Here is a 13,000-nt window from a genome sequence, read left to right on the forward strand (position 1 = left end):
AGGAGCAGAAAGTGCCCCAGAAAAAGTACCAACCTGCCCCTACCCACTCTGAGAAGTTATTATCTTCTCTTGCTTTCAACCAAGCAATACTTATTCATACCATCTGGGTAAGGTCATTTAGCTTTCCTTAATATTAGCTATAATTCTGATCATATCTTTTAAGTGTGTAAGATAGTACTGAACGCTCAATCTAACTTATCATTGCACTCTTTATCAAAGCAAGTGCAAGCGTACAAACTGAATTTAGATTTTTCATCTACTAGATATGAACCATCTTGATTTTGAAATCTTATTTTAGTCTCCACGTTAATATGATTTACTCTGTTATTCCTCTCATCAAGTAAATATCTTTTTTTTTATCAAATTTTAATTTATAGCAGTCAATTAACTGATCATATTTTACTGAAGCTTGTATCATTAAAAAGTCATAATACAATTGTTGAGCATAATGGTATTTTTCACATCTATTACCATAGCAACTAGAATAAGTATATTCTGGATCAATTGTATAATTAAACTGAATTGTTGCTATATTTTTATCATTCTGCACGGATACTGCTTGATTTTCTTGGGTTAATTTTGAAAATTGAATTTTACCTTGCCCTAAAGTGTCAATTTTTATTTCTATGAAAATATTTTTAGTATCTGGAACTTTTGCCCATGTCATAGCTCCACCATTTTGTTCGACTATATCGGATATCTTTATTACCAAGTCTTTATAAATTTGAGCTAATGTTACTGTCTTCATTTCTTCTTGGTTGTAATATTGCTGAAAGTTATCTATTTCCATAGGTATAACATATAATCTGATTTTATAAGATATTCTACCGGGATTAAAATATTGTAAATCTTAGGCGTTATAAACAAAATTTATAGGAAAAATAAGATGATACTACTCAAAAAGGCAAACAAGACGGTATCTTTCTGGCATAAGTTAGCATTCAGCTTTACCTTTCCTTGCAAGACATTTTAGAGCTATTATGTCTTACTTCTTGAAGATACAAGTTAGCGTTTTTAACCCGAATTCTGGATTGGAGATTAAAAAAAACAAGAATATCAATAGCTTATTGTTTTAGCATTTACGATAAAGCAGTAAGCATTTTAAGATTAGTTACTAATTTAGTAAAATTCAAGACTTTCAATAATTTACCTAAAATCTAATCCAGAATTCGGGTTAATAATAAAATCTTGTTTTTTGAAAATGAATTTGGTAAACTTTAAAGATGTATGTGACAATATGGGGATATATTGTTTTTAGTATTTAATAAGTTAAAGTACGTACTTGATAATTTTTCTGAACGCTCTAATCAAGCTAAAATAGGTAAGCTAGATAAAATTATTCTTAGTTTGAAGTTGGTATAGGGTATTAAGATGAAAAAAATTGAAATTTCAGAATTACTAAAAAGAATTGCAATCTGTTTACTATGCGTGGCAACTATTGTCTCTATCGCTTTTTTGTTTGCCTATATGCATACAATGTTGCTCAGTAAAGGGTATGAGTTAGCTGCACATTATGTTAGTGAAGCTATGCCTTGTGTGTTACTTGTCGTTTTCTTTTTTATTGCTTGGTTTATATATGATAAAATATTCAGCAAACTAAAGGAAGTAGAGCTGCCTATATCAATAGAATTAGCTAATTCAGATGATAAAAGAACAACATTTGCTGATGCTATAATTGATGACCCCTTAAAACAAAGGTTGCAGATGATTTGCCGTGACCAAATGACAGAAGAAATGCACAAGCTGTTTGGAAATAAAAGTATTAATTCACTAAGAGGTTACATATTACATGGCCTTCCTGGAAATGGTAAAACACTTATCGCTCGTGCAATTGCAGGTGAATCAAATATGAATTTCATAAGCATCTCAGGCCCTGATCTTATTGGAGTATATGTTGGTCATGGTGCACATGCTGTACGCGAGCTTTTTAAAGTAGCAAAAAAACATGCTCCTTGTATAGTCTTTATAGATGAAATAGATGTAGTTGCTCAAAAAAGAAGTACCGCTAATACCTCAGCTGACCATTGTCGAGAGAGTTTAACACAGTTATTAACTGAAATAGATGGATTTAAGAGCAGAAAAGATATAATAGTAATTGGTGCAACTAACCGTATCGATGATATAGATCCAGCACTTATTAGACCTGGACGTTTAGGTCAGAAGGTTCTTATCCCTAATCCAAGCATGAAAGCGAGACAAAAGATATTGGAACTTTATATGCGAGGTACAAAAGCCGATAAAGAGTTAAACCTTAGAAACATTGCAGAAAAGACTGAAGACTATTCTGGGGCTAAGTTAGAGCAATTAGTAAATGAGGCAAAAATGTGTGCTGTTGAGGAAAGACGGTCTAAGATTAGTGAGAAAGATTTCGATCACGCGCTTCGCGGGTTAAGTTCAGAACAAGAAAGAGAGAGAATAAGGTTGGTTTCAAACAGGGAGACACAGACAGAAGAAACTTCTTTTATACGGTAAACATAAAAATTGAAATTATAGAAGTGTAGCTGAGCCAACCTTCGTTATTCTTATTATTACCCACAAATAAAGACATGGTATTGCATTTACTCAAATAATTTAATTTTATTAACCTGAAAGCTTATTGGATTAAAATTATTAAATTAAGAGTTATAATTTTAGCAACTAAAAGCTGTAAATTGCACCATATAAACAGTTATTTCAAGCAAAAGTTATACTGACCTTAGCCAGAAAAAGTGGTGGAAAAGTTAGGAATGTTTTTTACAAAAAAAGACAGTATCAATAAAAAGGATTTTATTCTATTTGAAATATAAAATTATCATGTATTTTTCTGTTATTCCCAAGTGAATTATTATTAACTTAGCAGTATATATTATTAAAAACACAAGCAATACAATCATTTTTAGCAACCAAAACCAGCAAGCGTGAGAAGATTTTTTTTTGGAATGAGTTGGTCATGATGTTTGTAAAACTTAATTTGTACACTTTACTTATCCCCAGTAATTCTGATATAGTTACTTTAGTTAAAGTCTATAAAAGTTTATAAATGGCAACCTTAAGTGTAAGAGAAGCTTTATGCACAGCAATTAGAGAAGAAATGCAAAACGACTCTGATGTGCTTATCATGGGTGAAGAAGTTGCAGAGTATGATGGTGCTTATAAAGTAACGAAAGGATTACTGAAAGAGTTTGGAGAAAACAGAGTAGTTGATACGCCTATTACCGAACATGGATTTGCTGGCCTTGCTGTTGGAGCGGCATTTGCTGGATTAAAGCCAATAGTCGAGTTTATGACTTTTAATTTTTCTATGCAAGCTATTGACCAAATTGTGAATTCCGCAGCAAAAACAAATTATATGTCAGGCGGACAACTTGGATGCCCTATAGTATTTCGTGGACCAAATGGCGCTGCAGCAAGAGTTGCTGCACAACATTCTCAATGCTTTGCAGCTTGGTATTCGCATATACCGGGGTTAAAAGTAATAGCACCCTATTTTGCCTCCGATTGCAGAGGTCTGCTTAAAGCTGCAATTCGTGACCCTAATCCGGTAATATTTCTAGAAAACGAAATAGCTTATGGACATGAGCATGAAGTTTCTGACTCTGAGCTATCAAACAAAGATTATCTACTTGAGATAGGCAAAGCTGCTGTTATACGGGAAGGAAAGGATGTAACTATCACTGCTTTTTCATTAAAATTAATGGATGCCTTAAATGCAGCAGATTTACTTTCGAGTGAAGGTATAGAAGCTGAAGTTATTGACCTCAGAACCTTAAGACCACTTGACACTCAAACTGTTATTAACTCTATTCAGAAGACTAATAGGTTAGTTAGTGTAGAAGAAGGATGGCCATTTGCAGGAATAGGAGCAGAGCTGTCAGCCGTTGTTATGGAACAAGGATTTGACTACCTTGATGCTCCAGTTGTACGTGTAACTGGCAAGGACATCCCCTTACCTTACGCTGCAAATCTAGAAAAAAAAGCATTACCGCAAGTGGAAGATATAGTTGAAGCCGTGCATCAGGTCTGTTTTAGAAAAAAATAGTTCTTTTTTGTGTCTCCTGTTCCGCATTGGTCCATCAAAGAAGTATTTCCAGTGCCGCCTATACCACCCATTACTTTTATGACGATAGTTTTAGCACCGAAAAATACAGCACAAAATATACCGAGTGCAAAAAGAGCTGGCCATGGCATTCTACCAAATATCGCAAGCAAAGCTGCACCTATTATCACTACGGTCATAAGCGGTCCGCCTATTCCCCAAACGTAGCCAATAATGTTACATATTACTTGAGCAGTTGTATCAGTATTAGTGTCAGCGGCAGCACTCCCAACATGAGAAAAAGAAATAAATAATACTATAAAAAGAATATTAAAAACTTTCCTAGGGTTCATCTCTATACCTTAAATTTAGATATTGCAATTATACCTAAAATACTATAATTTTTAGTAAAACTAGCATAAAGATTGAATAACAAACAGTGCCACAAAAGTAGTTGACACACAACTGCACGAACATTGTAATATGGCACGATATCACATAGTAAACGATGTCATCCCAGTGCCCAGACTATTTGGATCCAGGAAACTTAACTCTACACCAAGTAAATGTACAATAAGAACTAGATTCCAGACTGGAATGACACCCTACTTAACCGTCATACCGCGATTCATTCGCGGTATCTCTTAGCATAGATCCCGCTAACACGTAGCGGGATGACAGCAATCCTACGTCATACCGCCGCGGCGCTAACAAGAGATCCCGCTGCGGGATGACGAGGTCAGGGTGTCATGAAAGTAGCTGACACTGGTTTCCATCCAAGACAGCAGTAGCCCCTTCGGTGTCATTCCAGTGCCCAGACACTGGTTTCTATCCAAAAGGGTGTCATCCCAGTGCCCAGACACTGGGATCCAGGAATTTTATTAAGTTGGTAAGCATAAAAGTGTTATGTAAAATACAACGTTCTTGATGGGATTGCGTGAAATGCTGGATCCCAGTGTCAAGCACTGGGATGACAAAAAAAGGAGCACTGGCATGACACCTCTCTTGGACTCTTTTAGCCACAAACATTAAGAAATTTACTAAATGAAAAAAAAGGCAAAAGAAGCCCCGTGGTGCGAGTTTTGACTCTATATTACTGTAAGTGGCGCTGTAATAATGTGCTAACGCTTAAAATAAGCGCGATTTGGCTGAATGTAGAAAAAATTTAAAAGACATGCAGCCGCTATAATTTTATGTAATCCGCCAATAAATACTCTGAGTTTTTTACTGAATTTTTGTTGTTGAACCTGCGCAGATCAAAAACAAGTTTTGAGTCATAAATACCCTTAATACTACAATAAGGGGGCTGGCGGAGTTTGTCAAGTAAGTTTTTTCGTTTCTAACGGTTGTTGCCAAAAACTATACAAGAAGTCTTTTAAGATCAATCACTTATCTTCAAGGCTTGAATAAAAGCATTCTGTGGAATATTTACGTTCCCTATAGAATGTAACCTTTTTTTACCTTTCTTTTGCTTTTCAAGTAGTTTCATTCTTCGCGTTACATCTCCACCATAGAGTTTAGCTGTTACATCTTTTCTATATGGATTAATCGTTTCTCTGGCAATAATTTTTCCACCCACTGCCGCTTGAATCGCGATTTTATATTGCTGACGTGGTATTAAATCCTTCAAGCGTGCACATATTTCACGCCCCCTTTTTTCTGCCCTACTTTTGTGAACGATACAAGCCAGTGCATCTACGGGCTCTCCATTAATTAAAAAGCTTAATTTATCTATTTGGCTTACCAGATAGCTGGAAATTTCCCAATCCAAACTTGCATATCCTTTGGAAATTGATTTTAATCGATCATAAAAGTCAAAAACAACTTCAGACAGTGGTAATTTATATCTTAACAATGCTGTTGTTGTGTTACCAATGTAAGATAAATCCTCCTGTTCTCCCCTCCTTTCTTCACATAGAGATAGAATCTCTCCCAAGTATTGGTCAGGGACCATTATGGTTGCGGTAATCCATGGTTCTTCCACAATTTCAATTTTCGTTGGATCTGGCATATCACTTGGGTTATGAATATTCAAAACTTCACCACCTCGTGTTGTAACCCTATATATAACACTCGGTGCAGTTGCTGTTAGGTCTAAATCAAATTCTCTCTCGAGCCTTTCTTGAATAACTTCAAGATGCAACATTCCCAAAAAACCACAACGAAATCCATAGCCTAGTGCATTTGAAGTTTCAGCCTCGAAGGTAAAACTTGCATCATTTAAATGTAACTTTTCTAGAGCTTCTCTTAGATATTTAAAATCATCCGTTTTATGAGGAAAAATGCTACAAAATACCACAGGATGCACTTCTTTAAATCCAGGAAGTGCTTTACTACAAGGTCTCTTTTCCTCAGTGATAGTGTCCCCTACCTTGCAGTCTGCTACTTCCTTCATTGAAGCAGTTATAAAACCAACTTCACCCGCTGAAAGTTCACCCGTCATCACTTTTTTAGGGGTGAAAATACCGATATTATCTATCTGATATGTAGCATTATTAGACATCATAACAATTCTCATGCCTTTTTTTAGCACTCCATTTTTAACTCGCACTAAAATTACCACTCCTAAGTAAGTGTCATACCAACTATCAACTAAAATTGCTTGCAGTGGAGCATTTACATCACCTTGAGGAGCTGGAAGTTTTGCCACTATTGCTTCAAGTACATCTTTTATTCCAAGTCCAGTTTTTGCTGATATTAAAACTGACTCACTTGCGTCAATACCGATTATTTCCTCAACCTGGAGTTTTACCCCTTCTGGATCTGCAGCAGGAAGATCAACTTTATTGAGCACAACTATTATTTCATGATTGTTGTCAATAGCTTTATATACATTTGCAAGGGTTTGTGCTTCAACGCCCTGGCTACTATCTACCACTAAAAGTGAACCTTCACATGCGGCTAAGCTTCGGCTTACCTCGTAAGAAAAGTCAACGTGACCTGGGGTGTCCATGAGATTTAGGCAATATTGATTACCGTCATTTGCCGTATAATTGAGTTTTACTGTCTGTGCCTTAATTGTAATCCCACGTTCGCGTTCTATATCCATTGAATCGAGTATTTGATTGATCATTTCTCTTGCTTCAAGGCCGTTACATTCCTCTATTAAACGGTCAGCAAGCGTTGACTTACCGTGGTCTATATGCGCTATTATTGCAAAATTTCTTATGTTGTTCATTTATGGCTATTTTATTTAAGTAGAACCATTTTACATTTTAAGTGTTGTGAGGGCAATCCTTTATTAAGAGACTATTTACTCCTTCAACATAGACGACACTTTTTTCGAGCAGGAAATCACTTTATTAATCATATAATTCTCATGATTATTATCTATTTTAGGCAACTCATACAGATAATTCACCATCATTCCAGCCGACTGACTAATACCCTTTTCAGAAGTATCCGCCATCCAGTTTAATTGTTTTATCGATGCACCATTGCTTAAATGAAAATGCGCCACCGGATCATAAGCATTCCCATTACTATTATTCACTTTTAGTAAATAATATGCACATAGTTTAAGCATGCATTGTTTAGTTTCATTTATACATTCAACGTTAATTTTTAATTGCTCTGCACTTTCTAAAATTTCTGCACTAGATTGTTTTATATTTAGTTTGCCCAATAAAGTGACATCTTGGTTTAGATTGTTTTTTAGCCATTTCGTAAAGCCAGGTATTGGAGAAAGAGTTGCGTATGTTTTTATACTTTTAAATTCCTGTGATAGCTTTTCTACAACCCTTTTGATCAAAAAATTACCAAGGCTGATTCCAGATAACCCTGCTTGAGTATTTGATATTGAATAGAATATAGCAGTGCTCGCACTACTTGGATCATTTGAAGGTACCGACTCATCTAAAAGGTGTTGAATACTATCTGCAATCTTATCCACCAATGCAACCTCTACAAAAATTAGAGGTTCGTTTGGTATCTTGTAATGAAAAAAAGCAAAACAGAGACCCAGCCTGTTTTTTAAGTCATCCCAAGAGGAAATTTTATGCACAGCTTCATATTTTATAAGTTTTTCTAGCAATGATGCAGGTGAATCCCAGGTGATTTGACGAAGATCAAGTAGATCAACATCAACCCAAGTATAGAGTATATTTTTTAATTCGTTCTCTAGTGGATTCAAGCTTCTATATTGGTTCTTTAGCTTAAGCACGTCAGAACGCATATCAACAATAAACTTAAGGCCTTCTGGTAAAGAAATAAATTGCTTTAATATTTTAGAACGCGGTGATTCAAGAATTTTTATTAAATCCTGTTCAAATTTATAGTTTAACTCGGGATCTTGGTTTTTCTTATACTCTCTAATTTTCTCATCTATTTCCGCTTTATTCGGATTAAATTTTTCTGCCAGGGTTTGTAGAAATTTTATTTTACCTTTCTCTGATAAGCTCAAGTACAGGTTACCAAGAGATACAGCGTTCTTACGTGCTGAAACCTCCCCTCCCTTTGGGTTTAAGCACTCGTTCATCTTCAAGACTAAACTATCGATATCGCGACTGTTGCTTAAATCAGGACTGATGTTACCAATCCACGATCTTACAGCATCTGCCACTCCACCTAGTATTTTAAAAAAGCTTCCTACCGCCTTTTTGTCTTCAACTTTCACTATATCAGTTTTTACCAATGATTCTTTTGTCATAGATTACCTTTATTATACATGGCTAATGCAAGTCAGTACGTCATACCGCCGCGGCATCTCAGCCGCTAACAAGAGATCCCACTAGCGGGATGACGGTTGTCGATAAACCCAAGTTATTTTAGCTACATATAGCTTAAGTTAAAAGAAAATTTAGCTACATAGCAGGCACTATTACTAGATTATTAATAATTCAGTAATACAATAGACTTCTTGCACTACCTCCCAAGCCACAACTGTCATTCAGTAGAAACGAAAAAACTTACTTGACAAACTCTGCCAGCCCCCTTATTATGATAGTTAAGCAATTCGTCATCCCGCTTTGTTAGCGGCTGAGATACCGCGGCGGTATGACGTAGGACTGCTGTCATTCAAGTAGCTGAAACTGGAATGACACGTCATAAAGGAACCAGTGTCAGCTACTTGGATGATACCTTTTTTCTACTTAGTTTGGGTTATGCAAGAAGTCTATTTACTTCTTAACTTGACGCACATGATGTCTTGCAGCATCATCTACTGTCTCTAAATAAATCATTGCTAGACATATACCACTGTGTACTTCTACGGATACCTTATTGCCTAAACTTCGATTAAAGCAAGAATTTTTTCCCGGAAAAGCAAAATTACTAAGGTGCAGTTCCCATTTTAATCCTTTAGTTGATATTTGAGCTCTCGGTATACCAAGTAAAGATATTTTAGTATTTTTTGGCAAAGAAAAAAAATGGGTAATACCTTTTTGTAAAGTGTAACCTACCATGGGAGGTGAAGGTGTGTAAAAGATACTGCCCGTACTTAGAAAAATGTTAATATTCTGTAGTATGTGATCAATTGCTCCTCCAGTAATACCCGTTACTATTGATGGCAATAACTTTACTGTTTTTAAGTGAGCCATTGCTTTAGAAAAGTCGCAATAATCTTGATCAGGTAGATATATCGTATTCAAATTAGCACGTAAATCCAGATTTACGCTATCCAAATCTCCTACTACAAGATCAGGTTTTACGCCAATTGATAGAAGCTTGTTTGCTCCTCCATCTACAGCAATAATAGGTATATCTCGTTTAAAAAACGATGAGCTCGGTATTTTTCCATTTAGCACTACAATAGAACGATATTGTTGTTGTGTACTGCAGTGCAGCACATGATCATGGTGCAGGTTTTGCATCGTAGTAACATTTTTGAATAATTGATATTATGCTAATCACTAATCCAGCAATATTGCTAAGCACCATAAAAATTGAGCTCTGGTAAAGACCATAGCCAATCCAAGACAATGAACAAATAAGATAGTTTACTAACATTAACATCGATACATCACGAGTAACTTTAGTGATATATGCTTTATATACTTGAGGTGATAATCCAATTAGAGATGCAATTAACGCAATGAAGCCGAAGCATTCTTCAATATTTATATACATACATTTTCCTACGCTTGCTTTAACAATATCAGGTTCAAAGGGTTGTACTTTATGTACTCTCAGCTTTTCTAGAGCACCCCTAATGCGTGTAATTTATAACATCATTTAGTCTATTAATCAAGAAATTAATAGTGACTTGCATTTATGAAACCCAATCGGCTTCTATGCTAATTATTATCCAAACTAATCGTCGGTTGTGCATCTTGCTCAGAGATTAGGGCAACCAGCAAATTATTTATCAATTGAACCTTTTGCTTGCCATCTAATTGTAAGCTTTTGTTTTTTTCAAAATGAGCTATTACTTCCTCGATAATTCCTATTGCGTTTTGCACTATAAGCCTTCTTGCCGAAGTGATAGCATGTGCTTGTTGGCGTCTTAGCATTACCTGTGCAATTTCAGATGAATATGCCAGATGCGATATTCTCGCTTCTGTAATCTCAATTCCTGCAATATCTAATCTTTGTTGTAACATTGACCGCAATTCATCTGAAATTTTATCAGAATTTTTACGTAAAGATTCCTCATCGCTTTCGCTATCATACGGATAATTGCTTGCTAATTCTCTTATTACTGAGTCACTTTGTACAAAAACAAATTCGTGATAGTTGTTAACATTATAATACGCCTTTGCAGGACTGCTCACTCTCCAAACAATCACTGCTGAAATCTCTATTGGACTTCCATTGGCATCATTCACTTTTATTTTTTCTGTGTTGATATTCTGAAATTTTAGGGAAACTATATATTTGCTTGAAAAGGGAAGCGTTACACATATTCCAGACTTAGAGGTTGTCCGGAAACAAGTAAATTCAAGCATATTCCCTCTTTAACATAACCCTACTCATAGCTAGGTATATGAAATTCTCAGTGGATGTTGTGAGTAAATCATACTCCTTCGATAGCCTTCTATTCCTATTAACCCAAGCAAAAGTCCTTTCTACAACCCATCTTCTTGGCTGTACTTTAAACCCTTGTTCTCTTGTTGGTAGTAGCTCAGGTGGCGTATCTTTGTGCACCCAAAATCTACATGGAGGCCTTTTAACAATTTCAATATCTATGTCATATTCTTCCTTTATGTGATTCTTTAAATTTCTTCCTTGGTATCCCATGTCAGCCCACATTTTTTTAACTTTAGTATATTTTGTTCTCATATTGTTTAATGCTATTTTAATACCATCTCTATCATTTTCGTTAGCAGCGCCTACGTAACAACCTAGTATAAAACCCTGAGTGTCTGTAATTATATGCCTTTTTCTACCCTTTACTTTTTTACTTCCATCATAGCCTTTGATCCCCCCTTTTCTGTAGTCTTTACAGATTGACTATCTACTATACAGGCACTCGGCTGCTCATTCCTTCCTATTTTTCTTCTACTATATTTCATAATTCATTTTCTCAAAAATTCCCTGCTTCTTCCATTGCCTGAACTGCTCATACACAGTCTTCCATAGCGGAAAATCATTTGGTAAATACCGCCATTGACACCCTGTACGCAATACATAGAAAATTGCTTCTAATATTTCTCTTTTGCTATACTTTGGCGGCCTTCCTCCTTTCTTGTATGATACTCTGAAGTGTTTTTCTATTCTTGCCCATTCCCTTTCGCTTAGATCTGTTGGATACTTTTTTCTCATCTTTACCCCGTACTAAAATTTCAGATATTATAGCCTTTTACTTGTTTCCGGACAACCTCTTAAAATAAGTTCCAATATAATGACCAAAAAAACTCTATCACTCTTGCTTCATTAGGGTCATTAATAAAAAATCCTTGAAGAAAAGTCAAAATTGAAACAGCAGCAACTCCAAGTGCAATTGTGCTGTCATATGCCCAAAAAAGCAGCGATAAAATTAATCCTAGCGCTATTAGTACAGGAAAAGCCCGAATTTGACTCAAATTCTATCGTTTATCGTATTCTTATCCATATTGTCTTTAAACTTCTTTTTCACTTGAACCCTCTCTGTTGATCGTTTTATTTATCTTATTTACAAATAGTTTAAACTCTCTTAATTCATGATCAGGCAATTTTACTTCAGTTTTATGCGCTATCGTAAGCGGATCGATGTGTTTGCTGTTATATATAACTTCGTAATGTAAATGGGGTCCTGTTGCAACACCAGTGCTACCAACATAAGCGATGACCTGCCCCTGCTTTACTTTAGAGCCTAACTTTATATCGCCACTAAATCTACTTATATGCGCATAACAGGTTGAATATTCATTTTTGTGTTTTATTTTGATGTAATTTCCATAGCCACCATTCTTTCCTATATATTCTACCACACCCTCTGCAGCAGCGTATATGGGAGTGCCAAGTTTAGCTGCATAATCCACTCCTTTGTGAAAAGCAATTTTACCGCGAACAGGATGCTTTCTATTGCCAAATTTTGAGGATATGCGATAATCTCCATTTAAAGGATTTGCAAAAATTTCGCCATTTTTTAAGCTTATTCCTTCTTTATTAAAATACCTTTCTTTGCCGTCTTGCGATTTATAATGATATAAACTAATAGCTTTCTTGTTTATTGTCAGTGAAGCATATAAAATTTTTTCTTCAGTCTTCCGATTACTGAGCGATCTCTCAAAAAGAACCTCCAATTTACTCTTCGGCACAATGTCTTTTTTAAAATCAACACCGAAATCTTTATATATGTTGATCAATTTCACCACTGTATTTGGCGCCAACCCTTGCTCAATTCCCGTGGCAAAGAAAGAGGATTTTATGGTGCTGGATATGAATAACAACTTTCCATCATGTACTAAGTTTCCTACGTTGCTTCCCTCCACCAAAGTAATATCTTTTTTTTTCCTGATTCCTTGCTGAAGTGACACTGGAGAGTGGGTTAGGTTGCTTTCTGTCATGCAAGTAGCTGACACTGGAATCCAGCTTTCTGGTAATTTCACCGAAAATGTTGCATAA

At 35.6% G+C, this 13,000-nt stretch carries 12 protein-coding genes, 3 pseudogenes and 1 riboswitch; of the genes and pseudogenes, 3 read left to right on the forward strand and 12 right to left on the reverse strand.

Translation table 11 applies throughout. From position 1 onward, the window contains the following. Positions 1-316 precede the first annotated feature (316 nt). Positions 317-790 carry a hypothetical protein gene (locus tag AAGD70_RS02775; RefSeq protein ID WP_065094871.1) on the reverse strand — a complete coding sequence of 158 codons (474 nt, stop codon included), beginning with the start codon at positions 788-790 and terminating at the stop codon, positions 317-319. A 581-nt stretch (positions 791-1,371) separates the two neighbouring features. Here AAGD70_RS02775 and AAGD70_RS02780 point away from each other — a divergent pair. Continuing rightward, complete coding sequence (locus AAGD70_RS02780; RefSeq protein ID WP_065095374.1) at positions 1,372-2,472, forward strand: ATP-binding protein; 1,101 nt, start codon at positions 1,372-1,374, stop codon at positions 2,470-2,472. A gap of 547 nt (positions 2,473-3,019) precedes the next feature. Further along, on the forward strand, positions 3,020-4,018 hold the full coding sequence (locus tag AAGD70_RS02785; RefSeq protein WP_012673123.1) for a pyruvate dehydrogenase complex E1 component subunit beta: 999 nt from the start codon (positions 3,020-3,022) through the stop codon (positions 4,016-4,018). Here the strand turns inward: AAGD70_RS02785 and AAGD70_RS02790 are convergent. Then, positions 3,994-4,368, reverse strand: a complete 375-nt coding sequence (locus AAGD70_RS02790; protein WP_006279664.1) for a TrbC/VirB2 family protein — start codon at positions 4,366-4,368, stop codon at positions 3,994-3,996. The two genes, AAGD70_RS02785 and AAGD70_RS02790, sit on opposite strands and share 25 nt — an antisense overlap. A 130-nt stretch (positions 4,369-4,498) precedes the next feature. Between AAGD70_RS02790 and AAGD70_RS02795 the strand changes: the two genes are divergently transcribed. Next, entirely contained in the window at positions 4,499-4,663 is a 165-nt protein-coding gene (locus tag AAGD70_RS02795; protein WP_156518026.1) for a hypothetical protein, read from the forward strand. A 59-nt stretch (positions 4,664-4,722) separates the two neighbouring features. On the opposite strand, the gene AAGD70_RS02800 is transcribed toward AAGD70_RS02795, so the two are convergent. The 10 genes and pseudogenes from AAGD70_RS02800 to AAGD70_RS02845 form a co-directional block, all read right to left on the reverse strand. Beyond that, on the reverse strand, positions 4,723-4,878 hold the full coding sequence (locus AAGD70_RS02800; RefSeq protein WP_156518025.1) for a hypothetical protein: 156 nt from the start codon (positions 4,876-4,878) through the stop codon (positions 4,723-4,725). Next, positions 4,859-5,044: a hypothetical protein gene (locus tag AAGD70_RS02805; protein ID WP_167347054.1), complete on the reverse strand. Its 186-nt coding sequence runs from the start codon at positions 5,042-5,044 to the stop codon at positions 4,859-4,861. The genes AAGD70_RS02800 and AAGD70_RS02805 overlap by 20 nt, the downstream gene beginning before the upstream one ends. A gap of 352 nt (positions 5,045-5,396) precedes the next feature. Then, complete coding sequence (gene lepA, locus AAGD70_RS02810) at positions 5,397-7,193, reverse strand: translation elongation factor 4 (RefSeq protein WP_065094869.1); 1,797 nt, start codon at positions 7,191-7,193, stop codon at positions 5,397-5,399. Positions 7,194-7,268: 75 nt separating this feature from the next. After that, entirely contained in the window at positions 7,269-8,663 is a 1,395-nt protein-coding gene (locus tag AAGD70_RS02815; protein WP_065094868.1) for a malonyl-CoA decarboxylase, read from the reverse strand. Positions 8,664-9,132: 469 nt separating this feature from the next. Next, the gene (locus tag AAGD70_RS02820; RefSeq protein WP_065094867.1) at positions 9,133-9,825 is read right to left on the reverse strand and encodes a thiamine diphosphokinase; all 693 of its coding nucleotides are present in this window, start codon (positions 9,823-9,825) and stop codon (positions 9,133-9,135) included. Continuing rightward, the gene (locus tag AAGD70_RS02825; RefSeq protein ID WP_065095373.1) at positions 9,806-10,081 is read right to left on the reverse strand and encodes a SemiSWEET family sugar transporter; all 276 of its coding nucleotides are present in this window, start codon (positions 10,079-10,081) and stop codon (positions 9,806-9,808) included. Before AAGD70_RS02825 ends, AAGD70_RS02820 begins: the two co-directional genes overlap by 20 nt. Then, a riboswitch (TPP riboswitch) is annotated at positions 10,070-10,172 on the reverse strand. (Overlaps the previous gene by 12 nt.) 76 nt (positions 10,173-10,248) lie before the next feature. Beyond that, a pseudogene (locus AAGD70_RS02830) lies at positions 10,249-10,875 on the reverse strand (SPFH domain-containing protein); the annotation flags it as partial. Between the two features lie 16 nt (positions 10,876-10,891). Next, positions 10,892-11,716 (reverse strand): annotated as a pseudogene (locus AAGD70_RS02835) (IS5-like element ISWpi1 family transposase). A gap of 58 nt (positions 11,717-11,774) precedes the next feature. After that, a pseudogene (locus AAGD70_RS02840) lies at positions 11,775-12,005 on the reverse strand (SPFH domain-containing protein); the annotation flags it as partial. A gap of 7 nt (positions 12,006-12,012) precedes the next feature. Beyond that, positions 12,013-12,942, reverse strand: coding sequence for a M23 family metallopeptidase (locus AAGD70_RS02845; RefSeq protein ID WP_245611078.1), 930 nt, complete (start codon positions 12,940-12,942; stop codon positions 12,013-12,015). Positions 12,943-13,000: the final 58 nt, after the last annotated feature.

Source organism: Wolbachia endosymbiont (group A) of Nomada flava (assembly GCF_964027055.1).
GTDB classification, from domain to species: Bacteria; Pseudomonadota; Alphaproteobacteria; order Rickettsiales; family Anaplasmataceae; genus Wolbachia; species Wolbachia pipientis.